Annotated in this window: 19 protein-coding genes; 7 read left to right on the top strand and 12 right to left on the bottom strand. The window is 69.2% G+C overall.

Annotation, left to right across the window (positions count from 1 at the left end):
* Nucleotides 1–774: 774 nt before the first annotated feature.
* Together J2Y46_RS12775 and J2Y46_RS12770 are read right to left on the bottom strand one after the other, a co-directional pair.
* Nucleotides 775–1335: an HNH endonuclease gene (locus J2Y46_RS12775; protein WP_310242725.1), complete on the bottom strand. Its 561-nt coding sequence runs from the start codon at nt 1333–1335 to the stop codon at nt 775–777.
* On the bottom strand, nt 1335–1760 hold the full coding sequence (locus J2Y46_RS12770; RefSeq protein ID WP_310242724.1) for a helix-turn-helix domain-containing protein: 426 nt from the start codon (nt 1758–1760) through the stop codon (nt 1335–1337). The genes J2Y46_RS12775 and J2Y46_RS12770 overlap by 1 nt, the downstream gene beginning before the upstream one ends.
* Before the next feature lie 165 nt (nt 1761–1925).
* Here J2Y46_RS12770 and J2Y46_RS12765 point away from each other — a divergent pair, with 165 nt between their 5' ends.
* The 5 genes from J2Y46_RS12765 (at nt 1926) to J2Y46_RS12745 (ending at nt 4209) form a co-directional block, all read left to right on the top strand.
* Nucleotides 1926–2201 (top strand): hypothetical protein, encoded by a 276-nt coding sequence (locus J2Y46_RS12765; RefSeq protein WP_310242723.1) that lies wholly within the window; start codon nt 1926–1928, stop codon nt 2199–2201.
* A 426-nt stretch (nt 2202–2627) separates the two neighbouring features.
* Nucleotides 2628–2840, top strand: coding sequence for a hypothetical protein (locus J2Y46_RS12760; protein ID WP_310242722.1), 213 nt, complete (start codon nt 2628–2630; stop codon nt 2838–2840).
* Nucleotides 2841–3071: 231 nt separating this feature from the next.
* Nucleotides 3072–3419: a metallopeptidase family protein gene (locus J2Y46_RS12755; RefSeq protein ID WP_084695363.1), complete on the top strand. Its 348-nt coding sequence runs from the start codon at nt 3072–3074 to the stop codon at nt 3417–3419.
* On the top strand, nt 3419–3718 hold the full coding sequence (gene clpS / locus J2Y46_RS12750; protein WP_310242720.1) for an ATP-dependent Clp protease adapter ClpS: 300 nt from the start codon (nt 3419–3421) through the stop codon (nt 3716–3718). The genes J2Y46_RS12755 and clpS overlap by 1 nt, the downstream gene beginning before the upstream one ends.
* Entirely contained in the window at nt 3715–4209 is a 495-nt protein-coding gene (locus J2Y46_RS12745) for a DUF2017 family protein (protein ID WP_045296053.1), read from the top strand. The genes clpS and J2Y46_RS12745 overlap by 4 nt, the downstream gene beginning before the upstream one ends.
* A 7-nt stretch (nt 4210–4216) precedes the next feature.
* Here J2Y46_RS12745 and J2Y46_RS12740 read toward each other — a convergent pair whose 3' ends face one another.
* The 6 genes from J2Y46_RS12740 to gatC form a co-directional block, all read right to left on the bottom strand.
* On the bottom strand, nt 4217–4810 hold the full coding sequence (locus J2Y46_RS12740) for a sigma 54-interacting transcriptional regulator (protein ID WP_396653186.1): 594 nt from the start codon (nt 4808–4810) through the stop codon (nt 4217–4219).
* Nucleotides 4785–5105, bottom strand: coding sequence for a hypothetical protein (locus J2Y46_RS12735; RefSeq protein WP_045296051.1), 321 nt, complete (start codon nt 5103–5105; stop codon nt 4785–4787). Before J2Y46_RS12735 ends, J2Y46_RS12740 begins: the two co-directional genes overlap by 26 nt.
* Nucleotides 5106–5187: 82 nt before the next feature.
* Nucleotides 5188–6450 (bottom strand): DNA polymerase IV, encoded by a 1263-nt coding sequence (locus tag J2Y46_RS12730; protein WP_310242717.1) that lies wholly within the window; start codon nt 6448–6450, stop codon nt 5188–5190.
* A gap of 103 nt (nt 6451–6553) precedes the next feature.
* Entirely contained in the window at nt 6554–8077 is a 1524-nt protein-coding gene (gene gatB, locus J2Y46_RS12725; protein WP_045296049.1) for an Asp-tRNA(Asn)/Glu-tRNA(Gln) amidotransferase subunit GatB, read from the bottom strand.
* A complete protein-coding gene (gene gatA, locus J2Y46_RS12720) occupies nt 8077–9597 on the bottom strand; it encodes an Asp-tRNA(Asn)/Glu-tRNA(Gln) amidotransferase subunit GatA (RefSeq protein WP_310242715.1) in 1521 nt (506 codons plus the stop codon). Before gatA ends, gatB begins: the two co-directional genes overlap by 1 nt.
* Before the next feature lie 11 nt (nt 9598–9608).
* Complete coding sequence (gene gatC / locus J2Y46_RS12715; protein WP_045296062.1) at nt 9609–9908, bottom strand: Asp-tRNA(Asn)/Glu-tRNA(Gln) amidotransferase subunit GatC; 300 nt, start codon at nt 9906–9908, stop codon at nt 9609–9611.
* Between the two features lie 131 nt (nt 9909–10039).
* On the opposite strand from gatC, the gene J2Y46_RS12710 reads away from it, so the two are divergent.
* Nucleotides 10040–11740, top strand: a complete 1701-nt coding sequence (locus J2Y46_RS12710; RefSeq protein ID WP_310242712.1) for a long-chain-fatty-acid--CoA ligase — start codon at nt 10040–10042, stop codon at nt 11738–11740.
* Between the two features lie 4 nt (nt 11741–11744).
* Here the strand turns inward: J2Y46_RS12710 and J2Y46_RS12705 are convergent, their stop codons facing one another.
* From J2Y46_RS12705 to J2Y46_RS12690, 4 genes are all read right to left on the bottom strand, one after another.
* Nucleotides 11745–12053 carry a YciI family protein gene (locus tag J2Y46_RS12705; protein ID WP_310242710.1) on the bottom strand — a complete coding sequence of 103 codons (309 nt, stop codon included), beginning with the start codon at nt 12051–12053 and terminating at the stop codon, nt 11745–11747.
* Nucleotides 12054–12105: 52 nt separating this feature from the next.
* Nucleotides 12106–14292 carry an NAD-dependent DNA ligase LigA gene (ligA, locus tag J2Y46_RS12700; RefSeq protein ID WP_396653193.1) on the bottom strand — a complete coding sequence of 729 codons (2187 nt, stop codon included), beginning with the start codon at nt 14290–14292 and terminating at the stop codon, nt 12106–12108.
* A 269-nt stretch (nt 14293–14561) separates the two neighbouring features.
* Complete coding sequence (gene mnmA / locus J2Y46_RS12695; protein WP_310242705.1) at nt 14562–15659, bottom strand: tRNA 2-thiouridine(34) synthase MnmA; 1098 nt, start codon at nt 15657–15659, stop codon at nt 14562–14564.
* A gap of 9 nt (nt 15660–15668) precedes the next feature.
* A complete protein-coding gene (locus tag J2Y46_RS12690; protein WP_045297996.1) occupies nt 15669–16853 on the bottom strand; it encodes a cysteine desulfurase family protein in 1185 nt (394 codons plus the stop codon).
* A gap of 124 nt (nt 16854–16977) precedes the next feature.
* Between J2Y46_RS12690 and glgX the strand changes: the two genes are divergently transcribed.
* Nucleotides 16978–19062, top strand: a complete 2085-nt coding sequence (gene glgX, locus J2Y46_RS12685) for a glycogen debranching protein GlgX (RefSeq protein WP_310242704.1) — start codon at nt 16978–16980, stop codon at nt 19060–19062.
* Nucleotides 19063–19163 lie beyond the last annotated feature (101 nt).

The raw sequence follows: 19163 nt of genomic DNA, 5'->3' as shown, positions 1-19163 counted from the left end.
GGCTCCCCTCCGTGTGGTTAGTGGTTGGTGGGCTTCGGGGAGTCGAACCCCGACGTAGACCGTCAGCCCCGCGTCTTCATTCCCCCGACCTGTTCGTTCAGCACTCCCTCCACCCGAAGGTGTTCAGTGCCCGACAAGTTCGTTCAGGAAATCCCTCAACGCGATGTATCAAGCGGAGGACTAAGCTCTCCGACAAGATGTGAACCAGTCAGGGCCGTTCCTACCGACACGGAAACCGCGTCGGCGTCAGGTGCGTTGCAGCGCACCCGGTAGCTCCACAGACTGGGAAATCTCGGTTCCCTTCGACAGAAACCCCCACCCCAACAGCGCCGCATCTCACCAGCGAACGCCCGTAGACAGATGGTCTATTCGTCACCGTCCTGCTCCTGACCGGCCCCTGAGCGGGGATCGGAGAGCAACAACCCCCTCGGTTCCTCACCCGCTATGGGGTGACGTGGGGTTCGTTTCTAGCCCTGCATCCGCAGGACGGCTATGTAGTTGGTCTTGCGTGCATTGCTCCGCCGTGACGCGGGTGTCCACCTGTGTGGAGGCAATGCGGTAGCCAGGCTTCGACCGAATCGGCCGAAGTAGAGGCGGGTGACGCGGGCTACTCGAGCTCGGGTGAGTCCCCGTTCAAATCCGGATCATCCGAGGAGAGAATGTCCGGCACCGGACGCGACGGGTCAGTGCACATGACGCGCCCTCCCCGTCCGGTGCTCCACGAACAGATCCACCGCGAGCATCCCGGCCCCGACCCCCAAAGGGACTGTCCCGTCAAAACCGAACAGGGCCAGGGTGGCACCGAAGAAGAACAGGAACCCGCCCACCAGAGCGTTCAACGCCCGCAAACGACGGAACATCACACACCTCCCCAAGAAGCTCGAGATACCGGGGCCGTTGACGGAGCCGGATCTTGGAAACCGTCTGACGGGCAACCCCGAACTCTGCGGCGATGACCCCGTCACGCTCCCCCGACTTCACGCGCTCATCGATCTGCCGCACCTGGTCATCCGTGAGGACCACAGGATGCGCAGCGTGAGCACGCTTGAGGCTCTGGCGACCCTTCACCATCGCGTCCACGACGTTCATGCTCCGAGTGCCGAGGAACAGGTGAAGAGGGTTCACACAACGGCGGTTGTCGCAGGTGTGGCACACGTCCATGCCTGCCGGGATTGCCCCGCGGCTGATGAACCATGAGACGCGGTGAGTGTCGACTGCGCGGCCCTCGTACTTGACCTTGCCGTAGCCGGTCGACGCGGTGACAGCGCCCTGCCACTCCATGCAGCCGATTTCGTTCGGCTGGGTGCGGGCGTAGAAGCGAGCCTTGTAGTCCATCACGCCACCCGCTTCCGTGAACGGGACCGCGCGGACTGAGCCCACGGGTCGGCCTTCGGCGTCGTTACGTGCGCCTTCACCTCAGACGGGAAGAACCGCCACAACCCGCCGAGCTTGAAACCGGGGATCTCACCCGTCCGCGCCTTCCGGTAGGCGGTGTCAGTCGAAACCCGCAAGAGGCGGGCGATCTGAGGGATGCCGACAGCCTCTTCAGAATTCCCATGAATGAGAACTGGGAGCTCTACGTTGAGCGCGTCAGCGATGGTCGCAGCATCCTCAAGTGAGAGGTACTGAGTGTCGCCGGCGATGAGACTCCGCAGCATTTCTGCCGCGATTCCAGTCTCCTGGGCGAGCCATGCCTGGTCTCTGCCGCTGGCGGCGAGGAGGCTACCGATGTGGTGCCCGGCGTGGTGGCTGTTTCTCATGAGTGAGAATTTACGCCGCGCGGAGGCCGCTGTCTACTGCCTGATACGGCAGATTTGGGGAACTTCGGTTTCTCACTAGTGAGAATCGAAAACCTTGTAGGAATCCTCACGTATCAGCGGGCAAATGCAGGCCTCTACCCCTGCATGACGCTACGATTGGCCGCTATGGGGGATACCGACCGCCGCGAGATTGCGCGTGCGCGCACAGTGGAGGTATTGAGAATCCTCCGCGCCAACATCAAGAACGATCCGCAAGTCAACGTGACCCGTGCGGCGGCTGAAGCTGGGGTGGCGCCGTCCACGTTCTACCGGTGGTTGTCATCCCCACCACAGAGCATCGACATGGTGCAAGTGGTGGCGGTCTCAGACTTCCTACATGACGAGTACGGGCATGCAGACTTCGCCACCATCTGGCGTGACGTCGCTGCCCGCATCAAGTAGCAGCGCGAAGTCCAGGAAGCTGAGGCGGCATTCTTCGCCGGGCTTCTTCGCCTGGCAAATGGTCTCGCAGCTTTTACCCTGTCCGCAGGTACGGTCGTAGATCGCCATGTTGCTCTCCCCCGAATGCCTCCGTCCCGGGGCAAGGCCACTGCTGGGGTGTGGCCGGGGGAGGCTCTCTGAGAGGACTCTAATGTCCGCCTCGGACAACGGTTCCCGTCGCCTGTCCTCCTTTCGGGGGACAAACCCCACAAATTCGATAACTTTTTGATAACTGGCTAGCCAAGTTGCAGGATCATGCGGCTCTGTTCATACAGATGTGTGCTATTTCAACCCGGTTGAGGTGTATGAACACCCGCGATACCCTGGGTGTTCGAACACCTCACTTGGGGAGGCATCTGTATGAACAGAAGTGGCAGACTGTCCCGTATGCCTAACCAGCCCGCTACCATCATCCGCGGAGTCCGCGTCCCGGACGAGCTGTGGGCGGATGTCAAGTTCATCGCCAAGCGGGGCGGGTACTCCGGGGTGAGTGAGATGACGCGCGAGGACTACGAGAGGCGTCGTGCGGAGTACGTGCTCGAGCATGGTCCGATTGACCGTGAGTCCGACGAGTACCGCGAGGCGAACAGGGCCCGGTGATCCTCTCTTCGGCCGGCTCCGGATGTAGGCATGCCTGCAATCACACCCTGAAACCTGCATATTTCTGCCTAGGCAAGCGATGACCCGACACCCCAGTTTCCCGCGTGATTCCGCGGATTCTGCCCGATTCGGGGGTGGGTGCGTAACTGGTTCAAGTCCCGTTACTCACCCCAGATCAATCGAATGGGGCGCGTCTCACGCGCCCCATTCGCGTAGAAGCGGGGCATCATGATGGAGATGGATGCCGCGACCTTCGAGACGCTCGTGATCGACGAGCTGGATGCGCTCCCCGACGACATGGTCGAGGGCCTCGACAACGTCGTCTTCGTGGTCGAGGACAGGCCAGAGGACGGCAGTCTCGACCTGCTGGGGCTCTACGACGGCTGGGCGCTGACCGAGCGGGAGCGTTACGGCGTCGGCGAGCTGCCGGACCGCATCATCGTGTACCGCGAACCGCATCTGGCGGTCTGCGACGATGAGGGTGAGCTGCGCGACGAGGTGCATACGACGCTGGTGCACGAGATCGCGCATTTCTACGGCATAGACGACGACCGCCTGCACGAGCTGGGCTGGGCATGATGACCGCGCTCGCCACGCCGTCGGTCGACGAAGACATCGACCTCTCCGAACGCGTCGATCCCGCGCGCCCCTGGCAGACGGTCGTCTGGGACGATCCGGTCAACCTGATGAGCTACGTCACGCACGTCTTCCGCGAGTACTTCGGCCTCGCCCGCGCCGACGCGGAGCGCCTCATGCTCGCGGTTCACAACGAGGGGCACGCGGTCGTCTCTCGCGGGCCCCGCGAGCAGATGGAGATGCACGCGCAGGCGATGCACGACTACGGCCTGTGGGCCACCGTGAGGCAGGAACCCCGATGATCGACCGGATCGTGGTGCTCGACGTCGCCCGCCTCGAGGCCGCCCATCTCGCGGGCCTCGTCGGCCAGTTCGCCCAACTGCTGCGCGAGTCCGCGCCCGACGACGGCGACCCCGCGATCGCACGGCTGGTGCCGACGGCATACGCGGACGACGAGGACGCGGCGCGGGAGTTCCGTTCGCTGACGCAGGCCGACCTCCTCGATCGGCGGGCCTCCGACGCCGGTCTCGTGCTCGCCTCCCTCCAGGACGCAGCCGAGATCCCCGAGGACCCCGACGATCCGGCGCTGCTGGAGCAGGTCGAGATCCGGCTCGCCCCGGAGACGGCCCAGGCATGGTTGCGAACCCTCGCCGCCGTCCGCCTGGTGCTCGCGACCCGGCTGGGCGTCGTCGAGGAGGACGACCACGAGCACGACGATCCGCGGTTCGGCGTCTACGACTGGATCGGGTACCGGCTCGACGGCCTCGTCGCGGCTCTCGACAGCGGGGAGTGACCCGCACTCACGGTACGGGGAACACGAGGCTCGCGAGGCTCATCGGATCGTCGCGGGTGACGTGCCGCTGTTCCTGACGCGCCCATCGGTCCCAGTGGGGACGGTAGGTCTCACCGTCACGGGCCAGGGCGCGCTCCTTGCGCGAGGCCATCGGCGATTCGAGCCACACCCGCACGTCGGCGAGCCGCGCGGTCGTCGGAGTGAGCGCGCCGGAACCCTCGACGATGAGCGGCAGGGAGGGATCGACGGCATGCGCCTCGGCAGGTTCGCCGACGGTCCAGTCCCATCGCTGCCACACCCCCACGAATCCCTTGGCGTGTGGGGTCAGGATCAGCTCCCTGGCGAGCTCCACGCCGTCGTCCAGGCCGTCCCAGCCCGGATAGATCGAGTCGAGCGCCACGAGCTGGACGCGACCGCGCAGAGGCCACCGCGCAACCAGAGCGCGTGCCAGCGATGTCTTGCCCGCACCGCTTCGTCCGTCGATGAGGACCACGGGATTGGATGCCGCGACCTGCTCGATCGCCGCGATGATCCGATCGACCGCGATTCCGAGCGAATTGCCGACCGCGTCCTGGCTACTTCTTGAGGGTGCGGATGACACGGCTGAGCGCGCGACCTGCGAAGAAGACGAACGGAACCGCGACCGTCAGGAGCGCGATGATGTTCGGCTCGAACCGGAGGTCGTCGCCCCGACGGATGTATGCGCCGAGGGGGATGGCCCAGCCGCCTCCGCCACCGCCGCCGTTCCCCGCCTCGTCGGATCCACCGCCGAAGCCGGACCACGTCAGCGCAACCGGGATGATGCGGACGCCGTCGACGTCCTGCTGATCGCCGTATGCGCTCTTCACGCCGAAGGACGCGGACTGCTTGCCGAGTTCGAGTGCGATGTTGGGCATGGGTCCAACGTACTCGCCGCCGCGCCGCTCGCACAGCGCGGGGGCGAACTCCCGAGGCCCCGCCGCGCCATGTGCGAGCGCGTCACCCCTGGTCGAACCGTGGCGGGGGCGGGCTCGACGGAAGGGTGCCTCCGCCGCGCGTGCCCAGCAGCGTCGCGCGGGTGACCGCGCCGCGCCCGAACTTCACGGTGGCACCGTCGAGCGCGTCCTCGATGCGCCGCCATCCCTCGTCGTCGTCCCACAGCGTCGGCATCGCCTCGCCCGCCGGGCGCAGCTTCTCAGCGCGCACGCCGATGAGCCTCACCGGCAGCGCGCGATCCACTGACGCGAACAGCTCGTGCGCGGCATCTCCGATGCGCTGCCCGACGGCGGTGGGCTCGGGGAGCGTCTGCGAGCGGGTGATCGTCGTGAAGTCCGCATAGCGAACCTTGATCGCGACGGTCGATGCCTCCCACCCGCCGCTGCGCAGGCGCGCGCCCACGCGATCGGCGAGGCGGCGGAGTTCGGAGCGCAGGATCGCGGTGTCGCCGATGTCTTCGTGGAAGGTCTCTTCGTGGCCCACGCTCTTCTCGACTCGGCTCGTATCGACCTCGCGTGCGTCGATCCCACGCGCCAGGTGCCAGATCCGGTCCCCCATCGCGACCCCGAGAGCGCGATCCAGCAGCTCGCGAGGCGTGTCGAGCACGTCGGCGATGGTACGGATGCCGCGCGCCTCGAGTGCCTCGGACGTCTTCGGCCCGACGCCCCACAGTGCCCGCACCGACCGCGGCGCGAGGAACGCGGCCGTGTCGGCCTCCGCGATGACGAGCAGCCCGTCGGGCTTGCTCATCGTCGAGGCCATCTTCGCGACGTGCTTGGTCGCCGCAACGCCGACGCTGCACGTGAGGCCGGTCTCGTCGCGGACGCGTGCGCGCAGCATCCGTGCGATCTCCGCGGGTCTGCCCCACAGCCGACGCGCGCCGCGCACGTCGAGGAACGCCTCGTCGATGGAAAGCGGCTCGACCAGCGGGGTGACGTCGCGGAAGATGCCCATGACCTGCGCCGACGTCTCGAGATACCGATCGAAGTGCGGGGGGACGACGATCGCGTGGGGGCACAGCCGGAGCGCCTGGCCGACCGGCATGGCCGAGCGCACGCCGAAGCGCCGGGCCTCGTACGACGCGCTCGAGACGACCGACCGGCTGTCGGGTGCGCCGATGATGATGGCCTTGCCGCGCAGCGAGGGATCGTCGAGCTGCTCGACCGACGCGTAGAACGCGTCCATGTCGACGTGCAGGATGCCGGCGCCGCTGTCGTCGGCACCCTCTGGTGAGACGACACGGCCGGTCCCGTCGCCACGCCCCATGGCTCGATCCTTCCATCAACCTCGAACATCGAGAGCGAGAGGGCGGATCCCGGCCGGGATCCGCCCTCTCGAAGCAACTCGGGCGCCTCTGCACCCGTGGACGCTACGCGCCCGTCGAGCCGGCCCGCTCGAGCACGAGCTCGCGCACGCGGGCGGCGTCCGCCTGGCCCTTCATGGCCTTCATGACCGCGCCGATGACGGCGCCGGCAGCCTGCACCTTGCCATCACGGATCTTCTCGAGCACGTCGGGTTGAGCGGCCAGCGCATCGTCGATCGCGGCGATGAGCGCGCCGTCGTCCGAGACGACAGCGAGGCCGCGGGCATCGACGATCTCCTGCGGCGTGCCCTCCCCGGCGATCATGCCCTCGAGCACCTGGCGCGCGAGCTTGTCGGTGAGGGTTCCCGCGTCGACGAGCGCCTGCAGAGCCGCCACGTCGGCCGGCGTCGCGAGCTCAGCGGGTTCGCGGCCCTCGGCGTTCGCGATGCGCAGCAACTCGCCGGTCCACCACTTGCGGGCCGCGGCCGGTGAGGTGCCCGCGGCGATCGTCGCCTCCACCTCGGCGAGCAGGCCGGCGTTCACGACGCCCTGGAAGTCGATGTCGGCGAAACCCCACTCCGCCTTGAGACGGCGGCGGCGAGCTGCGGGCGGCTCGGGCAGAGCTGCCCGCAGCTGCTCGATCAGCTCGATGGACGGTGCCACGGGCAGCAAGTCCGGCTCGGGGAAATAGCGGTAGTCGTCGGCGTCGGACTTGGGGCGGCCGGGCGAGGTGGTGCCGGTGTCCTCGTGCCAGTGGCGCGTCTCCTGCGTGATCGTCCCGCCTGCGGCGAGGATCGCCGCCTGACGCTGGATCTCGTACCGCACCGCACGCTCGACCGAGCGCATGGAGTTGACGTTCTTCGTCTCGGTGCGTGTGCCGAGCTTCTCCTGGCCGCGCGGGCGCAGCGAGACGTTGGCGTCGCAGCGGAGGTTGCCGCGCTCCATGCGCGCTTCCGAGATGCCCAGCGCGATCACGATGTCGCGGATCGTCGCGACGTATGCCTTCGCGATCTCAGGCGCGCGCTCCTCGGCGCCGAAGATCGGCTTGGTGACGATCTCGACGAGCGGCACGCCGGCGCGGTTGTAGTCGACGAGCGAGTACTCGGCGCCCTGAATGCGACCGGTCGAGCCACCGACGTGCGTGAGCTTGCCGGCATCCTCTTCCATGTGCGCGCGCTCGATCGGCACCGTGACGATCTCGCCGTCGGCGAGCTCGATGTCGACCGAGCCCTCGAAGGCGATCGGCTCGTCGTACTGCGAGATCTGGTAGTTCTTGCCGAGGTCGGGGTAGAAGTAATTCTTCCGCGCGAATCGGCTCGACGGGGCGATCGAGCAGCCGAGGGCGAGGCCGAGGCTGATCGAGTACCGCACCGCGGTCTCGTTGACGACGGGAAGTGCGCCCGGCAGGCCCATGTCGACGGGAGCGACGAGGGTGTTCGGTTCGGCGCCGTGGTTCGCGGAGTTCGCGGGGTTCGCCGCCGCCGAGAACATCTTGGTCTCGGTGTTGAGTTCGACATGCACCTCGAATCCGAGCACCGGCTCATAGAGCTCGAGCGCCTTGTCGAAGTCCATCAGCTTGTCCTTCGCCATCAGCGGGCACCTCCGTTCGCGCCGAGCGCCGGCGCCCTGTCGAGGAGCGGACCGCCCCACGAGTCGACGAGCAGGGACTCCAGCGCCGCACCGACGCGGTACAGGCGCGCGTCCTCGTGGGCGGGAGCGAGGAACTGGATGCCCACCGGCAGTCCGTCTTCCGATGCCAGACCCGACGGAATGGAGATGCCGGGCACGCCGGCGAGGTTCGCCGGAATGGTCGTCACGTCGTTGAGGTACATCTGCAGCGGGTCGTCGATCTTCTCGCCGAGCTTGAACGCCGTGGTCGGAGCGGACGGCGTCGCGATGGCATCCACCTGGGAGAACGCGTCCGCGAAGTCCTGCTGGATGAGCGTGCGCACCTTCTGTGCAGACCCGTAGTAGGCGTCGTAATAGCCCGCCGAGAGAGCGTACGTGCCGAGGATGATGCGGCGCTTCACCTCGTCGCCGAAGCCGGCGTCTCGGGTCTTGGCCATGACGTCCTCAACGGTGCCGCCCGGAACGTCGACGCGCAGTCCGAAGCGGACCGAGTCGAACTTGGCCAGATTGCTGGATGCCTCGGCCGGGAGGATCAGGTAGTACGCGGCGACGCCGTACTCGAAGTGCGGCGCGCTGATCTCGACGATCTCGGCGCCCTGGGCCTCCATCGCGGCGAGAGCCGCGCGGAAGGATTCCGACACGCCGGCCTGGAAGCCGCTGTCGGGCAGCTCGCGGATCACGCCGACCTTGAGGCCCTTGAGCACCTCGCCGGTCGCGCCTTCGCGGGCGGCGGCCGCGAACGACGGCCACTCGTGGGCCAGCGACGTGGAGTCGTGCGGGTCGTGCCCGCCGATCACGTCGTGAAGGAGGCCCGCGTCGAGCACCGTGCGAGTGACGGGGCCGACCTGGTCGAGGCTCGAGGCCAGCGCGATCGCGCCGTAGCGGCTGACGCCGCCGTAGGTCGGCTTGATGCCCACTGTGCCGGTGACGTGCGCGGGCTGGCGGATCGATCCGCCGGTGTCGGAGCCGAGGGCGAGCGGTGCTTCGAAGGCCGCGACCGCAGCAGCCGAGCCACCGCCCGAACCGCCGGGGATGCGCGAGAGGTCCCACGGGTTGCGCGTAGGACCGTACGCCGAGTGCTCAGTGGACGAGCCCATCGCGAACTCGTCCATGTTCGTCTTGCCGAGCGGGACGAGGCCTGCGGCGCGCGAGCGCGCGACGACGGTCGCGTCGTACGGCGACATGTAGCCCTCGAGGATCTTCGAGCCGCTGGTGGACGGCATGTCCGTCGTCACCAGGACGTCCTTGATCGCGAGGGGAACGCCCGCGAGCGGGCCGAGGTCGTCGCCGGCCGCACGTCGACGGTCGATGTCGGCCGCGACCTCGAGCGCGTGCTCGTTGACGTGGAGGAAGGCGTGCACATCGGCATCCACGGCGGCGATGCGGTCGAGGTGGGCCTGCGTGGCCTCCACGCTCGACACCTCGCCGGCGGAGAGCTTGTCTGCGAGCGCGGCGGCGCTCAGCTTCGTGAGATCGGTCACGTCGGGGCCCCTTACTGCTCTTCGCCGAGGATCGCGGTCACGCGGAACCGGCCGTCCGCGGAATCCGGCGCGTTCTGCAGCACCTGTGCGGGCGTCAGCAGATCGCCGGGCACATCCGAACGGAAGATGTTCTCGAGGGCGATCGGGTGACTGGTGGCGGCGACGTCGGGCGTGGCGACCTCGGAGACCTTGGCGATGTTGTCGACGATCGCGTCGAGCTGCCCGGTGAGGCGCTCGACCTCTCCGTCGCTCAGCTGGATCCGGGCGAGCACACCGAGATGGCGCACGAGATCGGGGGTGATTTCAGACACCAGCACAGTTTAGTCAAGGAGCGGGAGCCGCCCCCGCTTCCCCCTCGCCCATTCGGGGGGCCTGCCCCGCGGGCCCCGACCACCGGGGCACGCGCCCATGACCCCGGGCGTCCCCGGCGTAGGCTGTGCCCGTGACGACCTACGACCCGCCGCGCCCCTGGATCGCCAGCTACGCCGAAGGGGTTCCGGAGGACCTCGCACCCGTGACCGGCTCCCTTGTCGACATCGTCGATGCGTCGGCACGCGACTACCCGGATGCTGCGGCCCTCCAGTTCTTCGGACGCGAGACGTCGTATCGCTCGCTGCAGGAGCAGATCGAGCGTGCGGCCGCGGGACTACGCGACCTCGGGGTGAAGGCCGGCGACCCGGTCGCGATCGTGCTGCCGAACTTTCCGCAGCACATCGTCGCGTTCTACGCGATCCTGCGCCTGGGCGCGGTCGTGATCGAGCACAATCCGCTCTACACGCCGCGCGAGCTCCGCAAGCAGTTCGAGGACCATGGCGCGAAGCACGCGATCGTGTGGACAAAGGTCGTCGCGACCGTGCAGGACTTCCCCGCCGACCTCGCGGTGACGAACCTCATCTCGGTCGACGTGATCAAGGCGATGCCGTTCGGAACGCGCCTGGCCCTCAAGCTCCCCATCGCGAAGGCCCGCGAAGCGCGCGAGGCGCTGACCGAGAGGGTCTCTGGAACGGTGGCGTGGGAACAGGTCGTCGGATCGTCCCCGCTGCCGGCATCCCACCCGCGCCCCGGCACCGACGACCTCGCGCTGATCCAGTACACGAGCGGCACCACCGGCACCCCGAAGGGCGCCTCGCTCACGCATCGAAACCTGCTCTCGAACGCGGCGCAGGCACGCGCGTGGGTGCCGTCTATCGTGCGTGGAGACGGATGCGTCGTCTACGCCGTGCTGCCGATGTTCCACGCCTACGGGCTCACCCTGTGCCTGACGTTCGCGATGTCGATGGGCGCTCGTCTGGTCCTCTTCCCCCGCTTCGACCCCGACATGGTGCTCGACGTCACGAAGAAGCATCCCGCCACGTTCCTCCCGCTCGTCCCGCCGATCGCCGATCGCCTCCTCGAGGCCGCGCGTGAGAAGGGCGTCTCGCTCGCCGGAACCGAAGTCGCGATCTCGGGCGCCATGGCTCTCCCCCACGAGCTCGTCGTGCCGTTCGAGGCCGCGTCCGGAGGATTCCTTGTCGAGGGCTACGGTCTGAGCGAGTGCTCGCCGGTGCTGATGGCCAACCCGGTCGCTGACAACAGGGTGCCCGGCACGGTCGGCCTGCCCCTGCCGGGCACCGAGTGCCGCGTCGTCGACCCCGACGACCCGACCCAGGATGTTCCCGCCGGCGAACGCGGCGAGCTGATCGTGCGGGGCCCGCAGGTGTTCGCCGGCTACTACGGCAAGCCCGAGGAGACCGAGGCGGTGTTCACGGACGGCTGGTTCCGAACCGGCGACATCGTCACGATCGACGACGCCGGGTTCGTGCGCATCGTCGACCGGATCAAGGAGCTGATCATCACGGGAGGCTTCAACGTCGCGCCGACCGAGGTCGAGAATGCGCTCCGCCAGCACCCTCAGGTCGAGGACGCGGCCGTCGTCGGACTCCCGAGCGAGCACTCCGGCGAGGAGGTCGTCGCCGCGATCGTGGTCGCTGGGGGCCAGGAGATCGACGTCGAAGCCGTGCGCGACTTCGCGCGGGGCATCCTCACGCCCTACAAGGTGCCGCGACGCGTCTACGTTGTGGACGAGCTGCCCAAGTCCCTGATCGGCAAAGTGCTGCGCCGCCAGGTGCGCGACCGCCTGCTCGCGCTGAACACGGGATCCTGACGGCTCAGCCCGCGAGCCCGTCGCGCGCGACCGCGATCCGATAGGGATGCAGGGACGCGACGAAGACGCCGGCCGCCACCGCGGGGTCGGCGTTCATGACCGCGCGCGCCGCGGGCTCGTCGTCGGCTTCGAAGATCGTGATGCCGAATGTGCCCTCGGTCTCCTGCGTCCGCCCCGCCAGGATGAGGACCCCGCGGTCACGAAGCTCCACCAGGTATGCGAAATGCTCACCCACGATGCGCTGCTCCTCGGGCGTCGCGTCAGCGACCATCTCGGACCGTGAGGGGACGATGCGATAGAGCCACTGCGCCATGCGGTCATCATCCCAGCCGACGCCCGCCGACGCATCGTTCGGAGGGGCGAAGTCAGCCCGCGTCGGGAACCAGGGCGTCGAGCGCCTGGGGTCCTCGCGTCACGAGGATGTGGAATTGCGCGGCATCGAGGATGCGGATGCCGAGCTCCTCCGCCTTCGCGAGCTTCGAGCCGGCACCCGGTCCGGCCGCGACGAAGTCTGTCTTCTTCGACACGCTCGAGGCCGCCTTGCCGCCGGCCTTGAGGATGGCTTCCTGCGCCCCCTCACGACTGTAGCCCTCGAGGGAGCCGGTCGCGACGACCGTGAGCCCGTCCAGCACTCCCCCGGTGCTGACCGCCGCTCCCGGGCCGGGGTGGCCGGGCGTCGCGAGCTGAGCGCCTGCCGCAGCCCACCGCTCGACGATGTCGCGGTGCCACTCCACCTCGAACCACTCCCGGAGCGAATCGGCGATGATCCCGCCGACGCCCTCGACCGCGGCGAGGTCGTCGCGGGATGCCTCACGGATCGCCGCGACCGAGCCGAACCACTGAGCCAGCGCTCGCGCCGCCACCGGCCCGACGTGGCGGATGTTGAGAGCCACCAGGAAGCGCCACAGCTCTTTGGACTTCGCGCGCTCCAGCTGATCGATCAGCGTGAGCGCCTGCGCCGATGGCTGCAGGTCGGTGATGCCTGCCTTCTTCTCGGCGGGTGTGGGGTTGCGCCGGAACGGCGCCCGCCGAACGACCTCACCGGATCTCTCGTCGACACGAGGCTCACCGGTCTCGGCGTCGCGCACGACCACCTCGATCGGCACCAGCTGCTCCACAGTGAGCTCGAAGAGCGTCGCCTCGGTCTCGAGAGGCGGCACCTCGGGCACCGACGGCTGCGTGAGCGCCGCCGCGGTCACCTCGCCCAGCGCCTCGATGTCGAGCGCACCGCGCGAGCCGATGTGCTCGACGCGACCGCGCACCTGCGCGGGGCACGCCCGCGTGTTGGGGCAGCGCAGGTCGATGTCCCCCTCCTTCGCCGGCGCGAGCGGGAAGCCGCACTCCGGGCAGTCGGCGGGCATGATGAACTCGCGCTCGGTGCCGTCGCGGAGCTCGACCACGGGACCGAGGATCTCGGGGATCACATCGCCGGCCTTGCGCAGCACGACCGTGTCGCCGATCAGCACACCCTTCGCGCGCACGACGTCCTGGTTGTGCAGCGTGGCCTGACGTACCACCGACCCCGCGACGCGCGCAGGAGCCATCACGGCGAACGGCGTGGCGCGACCCGTGCGACCCACCGAGACGACGATGTCGAGCAGCTTCGTGTTGACCTGCTCGGGCGGGTACTTGTATGCGATCGCCCACCTCGGCGCGCGGCTGGTCGCGCCGAGCTCGTCGTGCAGCGCGAGCTCGTCGACCTTGACGACGACGCCGTCGATCTCGTGCTCGACATCATGGCGGTGCTCGCCGTAGTGCCCGACGAAGTCCACCACGCCGTCGATGGCGTCGGACGTGCGGAAGTACGGACTGGTCGGAAGACCCCACTCGGCGAGGAGTCCGTACGTCTCGCTCTGCGAATCCACCGGTGGGCGACTCCACGCGCCGATGCCGTGGACGAAGAGTCGCAGCGAATCCAGCCGAGCCTGCCCGGCCTCGCGCTCCAGGCCGTCCTTCTTGTCGAGCTGCTGACGGAGGCCGCCTGATGCCGCGTTCCGCGGGTTGGCGAACGACGGGAACCGCCGCTCCGCGCTCAGGCGAGCCTTGGCCTCATCGAACGCGCGGCCGCGGGCGCGCGTCTCTTCGACGGCGCGGTCGCGCATGTCGGCCTGCAGCGCGTTCAGCGCCTCGAACGCCGCGACCGGGATGAACACCTCACCACGCACCTCGACCAGGTCGGGGTGCCCGCTGCCCTCGAGTCGCTGCGGGATCCCCGCCACGCGGATCGCGTTGACGGTGACGTCCTCGCCGGTGCGGCCGTCGCCGCGCGTCGCGGCCGAGGTCAGCACGCCCCGCTCGTAGCGCAGGCTGATCGCGAGTCCGTCGATCTTGAGCTCGGTGAGCCACCGCACCTTGCGGCCGGCCGCCGTCTCGGTCTTGACGCACCAGTCCCGCAGCTCGTCGAGACTGAACACGTTGTCGAGGCTCAGCATGCGCTCAGCGTGCTCGACCGGGGCGAACATCGAGCTCTCGGCCGCGCCGACCGTCTGCGTCGGCGAGTCCTGGCCCTGGAGTTCGGGATGCAGTCGCTCGAGCTCTTCGAGCCGGCGCATCCACCCGTCGTAGGTCGCGTCGTCGACGAGTTCGGCGTTGCGGCCGTAATACGCGTCGCGGGCATCGATGATGCGGTCCGTCAGCTCCAGCGCCTCGGTGCGCGAGGCCTCGAGACCGGCGTCGGCGGGGAGGGGAGCCGCCGCATCGAGCGGGGCGGAGGCTGGCGTACCGAGGTCATCCGTCACCGCACCAGTCTAGGAGCGGGGTCGGACACCACCAGGGAGCCGAGGAGTCCGCAGAACCGAGGGGCGCAGCATCCGTCTCAGATCTAGGCGTCGACCGCAACGGCCGAGACGGTGCGATCGATCGTGAACTGCCCGATCACGCGCGTGCCGTCGTACAGCACGGCCGTCTGGCCCGGCGCGACACCGTCGAACGGCTCCTCCGGAACCACCGTCAGCAGGCCGTCCGCGAGGGTCGCGGTCGCCGACACGGGGTCCGCGTGGGCGCGGATCTGCACGTGGCAGGCGAACTCGCCGGCGGGTTGAGGACGCCCGGCCCACGAATACCGCTCCCCCGCGATCTCCGCGGTGGCGAGCGCCTCTTTGGGGCCTACGACCACGGTGTTGGACACGGGCCGCACCTCGAGCACGAACCGCGGCTTGCCGTCGGGCGCCGGAACCCCGAGCTGAAGGCCGCGGCGCTGGCCGACGGTGAAGGCATGCGCGCCGTCGTGCGCGCCCACCACGGCGCCGGTTCGGTCGACGATGTCACCGCGCTCGGCGCCGACCTTCTCGGCGAGCCAGCCGCGGGTGTCGCCGTCGGGGATGAAGCAGATGTCGTGGCTGTCGGGCTTGTGCGCGACGGTCAGGCCGCGCTGCTCGGCCTCGGCGCGCACGAGCGCCTTCGACGGTGTCGCACCGAGCGGGAAGTACGTGTGCGCGAGCTGCTCGGCGTTCAGGACGCCCAGCACATAGGACTGGTCCTTCGCGGCATCCGATGCCCGGTGCAGTTCGAGACCCTGCGGACCGTCGACCAGCGTGGCGTAATGCCCCGTGCACACCGCGTCGAAGCCGAGCTCGATCGCGCGCTCCAGGAGCGCGGCGAACTTGATCTTCTCGTTGCACCGCATGCAGGGGTTCGGGGTGCGACCGGCGCGGTACTCGGCCACGAAGTCGTCGATGACGTCGTCGCGGAAACGCTCGGAGAAGTCCCACACGTAGAAGGGGATGCCGAGGCGGTCGGCCGCCCGGCGCGCGTCCATGGCGTCCTCGATGGTGCAGCAGCCGCGGCTGCCGGTACGCAGCGTGCCGCCCGCGCGCGAGAGCGCCAGGTGCACGCCGACGACCTCGTGGCCCGCCTCGACGGCCCGGGCGGCCGCGACGGCGGAGTCCACTCCGCCGCTCATGGCCGCAAGGATCCGCATGGGTCCAGTCTACGAACCTCTGCCTGACCGTGGCCCGGATGCCGCCCTCGCGCGCTCGACGACGTCGGGCAGCACCGCGAGCACGGCGTCGACATCGGAGTCGGCGGTGGTGCGCCCCAGCGTGATCCGCAGCACCTGGCGGGCCTCGGCCTCGGTCCGTCCCATCGCGAGCACGACATGCGACGGCTCGGGCACGCCCGCCTGGCACGCCGAGCCCGTGGAGACCTCGACGCCCGCCATGTCGAGCAGGAAGAGCAGCGTCTCGCCCGACGCCCCCGGGAAGAGCAGGTGCGCGTTGCCGGGCACGCGGTCGATCGGGTCTCCGAGCAGCTCGGCATCGGGGATGGTGCTCCGGATGCTGCGCACCAGGCGCTCCCGCAGGGCCGAGAGCCGTTCCGCCTCGGACACGCGTTCCGACTCCGCCAGTTCGGCGGCGACCGCGAAGGCCGCCGCGCCGGGCACGTCCTGCGTGCCGGCGCGCAGCCGCCGCTGCTGGCCTCCGCCGTGCAGGAGAGCGGTGACTTCTGCGCCGCGCGCCACGACGAGTGCGCCGACGCCGGCCGGCCCGCCGATCTTGTGCGCCGAGACGCTCATCGCTGCGAGACCGGCGCGGCCCTCGCCATCGCCCCGCCACCTCCGAAACGACACCGGCACGTGACCGAACGCCGCCACCGCGTCCAGGTGCAGCGGCACGCCCGCCCCGGCCGCCGCGGCCGACAGCGCGGCCGCATCGTTCACCGTGCCGGTCTCGTTGTTCGCGACGAGCGCGGTGGCCAGCGCCGCCCCGTGCAGCGCCGTGGCGAACTCGTCTACCCGGATGCGAGCGGTGTCGTCGATGCCGACATGGCGCAGGAGCGCGCCCTGCGCCTCGAGCCATTCGACCGCGTCCAGCGTCGCGTGATGCTCGCCGTCCGGCAGCACCACGGCGTCGGCGTCCGTTCGGCGCGCCCACCACAGGCCCTTCACCGCGAGGTTGACAGCCTCGGTGCCGCCCGAGGTGAAGACGATCTCGATCGGGTCGGCACCCACCACCGCGGCGACACGCTCGCGCGCCTCCTCGAGCACGCGTCGCGCGTGCTGGCCCGCGCCGTGGATGGACGAGGCGTTGCCCACCGTCGCCGCGGCGTCGACCCAGGCGTCTCGCGCCTCCGGTCGCAGCGGCGCGGTCGCGGCGTGATCCAGATAGATCCGCACGTCGCTCATGACCGGTCGGCCTCCTTCGCGATCGGAGGCGGCGGGCTGCTGCATCCGAGTTCCCTGTCCGGTGGGACCCGGTGCCGTAACACCGCCGACTCGGACCATGGTTATGGTAGTCCGCATGATCAGCCCGGTCTCCGTGATCTCGCCCCCTGACGCGGATCTGCTCGATCCCCGCCTCGACGGACTGGGCGTCGTGCTGCTCGATGGACACGCACGCCTGCGCGTGTGGTCCGACGCGGCGGACGCGATCGACCTCGTCGTCTTCGACGACACCGACCTCGACTGGATCACCGCGACCGAGCCCCTCGTCGCGATCGGCGGGGGCTTATGGGAGATCACGACGCCGCTCCTTCGCCCCGGCACGCGCTACGCGATCCGCGTCGACGGGCCGCAGGCGCCGGGCAACACCTTCAACCGCGGCACGCTGCTGCTCGAGCCCTACTCCCGCGGCCTCGTCCGCACCGGGTACGACGGCTGGCGCTCCGAGGTCGTCGACGGATCGTTCGACTGGGGCGGCGTCGCCAAGCCGGCGATCCCGATGGACCGCACGGTGCTGTACGAGGGTCATCTGAAGGGCCTCTCGAAGCGGCATCCCGACGTCCCCGGCGCACTCCGCGGCACATATGCCGGGCTCGCCCACCCGGCCATGGTGCAGCATCTCCTCGATCTCGGCGTCACCAGCATCGAGCTGCTGCCGATCCACGCGTTCACGACCGAACCGCGGCTGCTCCAGCACGGACTCACGAACTACTGGGGTTACAACTCGCTGAACTTCTTCACCCCGCACGCCGCCTACGCCACCGAGGACGCGCGTCGACAGGGCCCCGAGGCCATCCTCCGCGAGTTCAAGGGCATGGTGAAGCTGCTGCACGAGGCGGGACTCGAGGTGATCCTCGACGTCGTCTACAACCACACGGCCGAGGAGGGCATCGGCGGTCCGCGCTCGAGTCTGCGCGGCATCGACAACCGCGCCTACTACCGCCAGCAGGAGGACGGCGCCTACATCGACGTCACCGGCTGCGGCAATTCGGTGAACACGTCGACGGATGCCGCGGCCCGCCTGGTGCTGGACTCCCTGCGCTACTGGGCGAACGACGTGCAGATCGACGGCTTCCGGTTCGACCTCGCCGCGACGCTCGGACGGGACGCGGGGCACGTGTTCACGCCGCAGCACCCGCTGCTGCGGGCCATCCTCGACGACCCGGCGCTCGCCGGCGTCAAGATGATCGCCGAGCCGTGGGACGTCGGCATGGGCGGCTGGCAGACCGGCAACTTCGGCGACGGCTGGAGCGAGTGGAACGACCGCTACCGCGACCGCGTCCGCAACTTCTGGCTGAGCGACGTCGACTACGCGCGCCGCGCCTCGACCTCCCCGGTCGGCATCGGCGGGTTCGCGAACCGGCTCGCCGGATCCGCGAACACCTTCGCGGACGTCCGCGGTCCGCTCGCCGGCATCAACTTCGTGACGGCCCACGACGGCTTCACGCTGCGCGACCTCGTGTCCTACGACGTCAAGCACAACCTCGGCAACGGCGAGCAGAACCGCGACGGAGCCGACACGAATCGCTCCTTCAATCACGGCGCGGAGGGACCGACCGACGACGAGCGCATCCTCGCGACGAGGCGCAAGGCCATGCGCAACCTCCTGGGGACCCTGCTGCTGTCGGCCGGCGTGCCGATGCTGACCGCCGGCGACGAGTTCGCCCGCACCCAGCGCGGCAACAACAACGCCTACTGCCACGACTCGGTGCTGACCTGGCTGTCGTGGGAACACGCGCCGTGGCAGCAGGACCTGTATGCGCACGTGCGCCACCTGCTCCGCATGCGTCGCGAGAACCCGGCGCTGCGGCCCAGCCGCTTCGCGCGGCTCGGCGAACGAACGCCGTCGGCGTCCGTCATGGAGTGGTACGACGAGCGCGGCGAGACGATGTCGATCGAGCGATGGACCGATCCCTCGCACCGCACGCTGCAGTACGTCGCCGCGTCGACGCCCGAGTTCGAGGGATTCAACCGTGTGCTGCTCATGATCCACGGCACCGAGCGGGCGATCGACGTCACGCTTCCCGACGTGGAGGACGTGACCCGCTACGTCTCGCTGTGGTCGAGCGCCGACGAGACGCCGTCGGAGAGCGGCGAGACCTACGCGCCCGGCGACACCGTCTCGCTCGCCGGCACGTCGATGCGTCTCTTCCGTGCCGAGTAGCTCCGAACCGCCGGGGAGATCGCGGCCCCGCGTCACGTCGCTGTCATCCCGGTCGGGCGCGCGATAGGTTCGACTCGTGGTCACGAAGACGCGCTCCGTGC

The organism is Microbacterium sp. BE35 (genome assembly GCF_031457705.1).
Classification (GTDB): domain Bacteria; phylum Actinomycetota; class Actinomycetes; order Actinomycetales; family Microbacteriaceae; genus Microbacterium; species Microbacterium trichothecenolyticum.
This window is presented reverse-complemented; position numbering and strand designations above follow the sequence as displayed.

Bases quoted from the DNA above. Each gene is read 5' to 3' on its own strand.
- J2Y46_RS12770 (WP_310242724.1), bottom strand. From the start codon at position 1,760: ATGAGAAACAGCCACCACGCCGGGCACCACATCGGTAGCCTCCTCGCC.
- J2Y46_RS12745 (WP_045296053.1), top strand. From the start codon at position 3,715: ATGATCGACCGGATCGTGGTGCTCGACGTCGCCCGCCTCGAGGCCGCC.
- J2Y46_RS12705 (WP_310242710.1), bottom strand. From the start codon at position 12,053: ATGGCGCAGTGGCTCTATCGCATCGTCCCCTCACGGTCCGAGATGGTC.
- clpS (WP_310242720.1), top strand. From the start codon at position 3,419: ATGACCGCGCTCGCCACGCCGTCGGTCGACGAAGACATCGACCTCTCC.
- J2Y46_RS12775 (WP_310242725.1), bottom strand. From the start codon at position 1,335: ATGGACTACAAGGCTCGCTTCTACGCCCGCACCCAGCCGAACGAAATC.
- glgX (WP_310242704.1), top strand. From the start codon at position 16,978: ATGATCAGCCCGGTCTCCGTGATCTCGCCCCCTGACGCGGATCTGCTC.
- J2Y46_RS12735 (WP_045296051.1), bottom strand. From the start codon at position 5,105: ATGCCCAACATCGCACTCGAACTCGGCAAGCAGTCCGCGTCCTTCGGC.
- ligA (WP_396653193.1), bottom strand. From the start codon at position 14,292: ATGCGCCGGCTCGAAGAGCTCGAGCGACTGCATCCCGAACTCCAGGGC.
- gatB (WP_045296049.1), bottom strand. From the start codon at position 8,077: ATGGCGAAGGACAAGCTGATGGACTTCGACAAGGCGCTCGAGCTCTAT.
- J2Y46_RS12755 (WP_084695363.1), top strand. From the start codon at position 3,072: ATGGAGATGGATGCCGCGACCTTCGAGACGCTCGTGATCGACGAGCTG.
- mnmA (WP_310242705.1), bottom strand. From the start codon at position 15,659: ATGCGGATCCTTGCGGCCATGAGCGGCGGAGTGGACTCCGCCGTCGCG.
- J2Y46_RS12765 (WP_310242723.1), top strand. From the start codon at position 1,926: ATGGGGGATACCGACCGCCGCGAGATTGCGCGTGCGCGCACAGTGGAG.
- J2Y46_RS12730 (WP_310242717.1), bottom strand. From the start codon at position 6,450: ATGGGGCGTGGCGACGGGACCGGCCGTGTCGTCTCACCAGAGGGTGCC.
- J2Y46_RS12760 (WP_310242722.1), top strand. From the start codon at position 2,628: ATGCCTAACCAGCCCGCTACCATCATCCGCGGAGTCCGCGTCCCGGAC.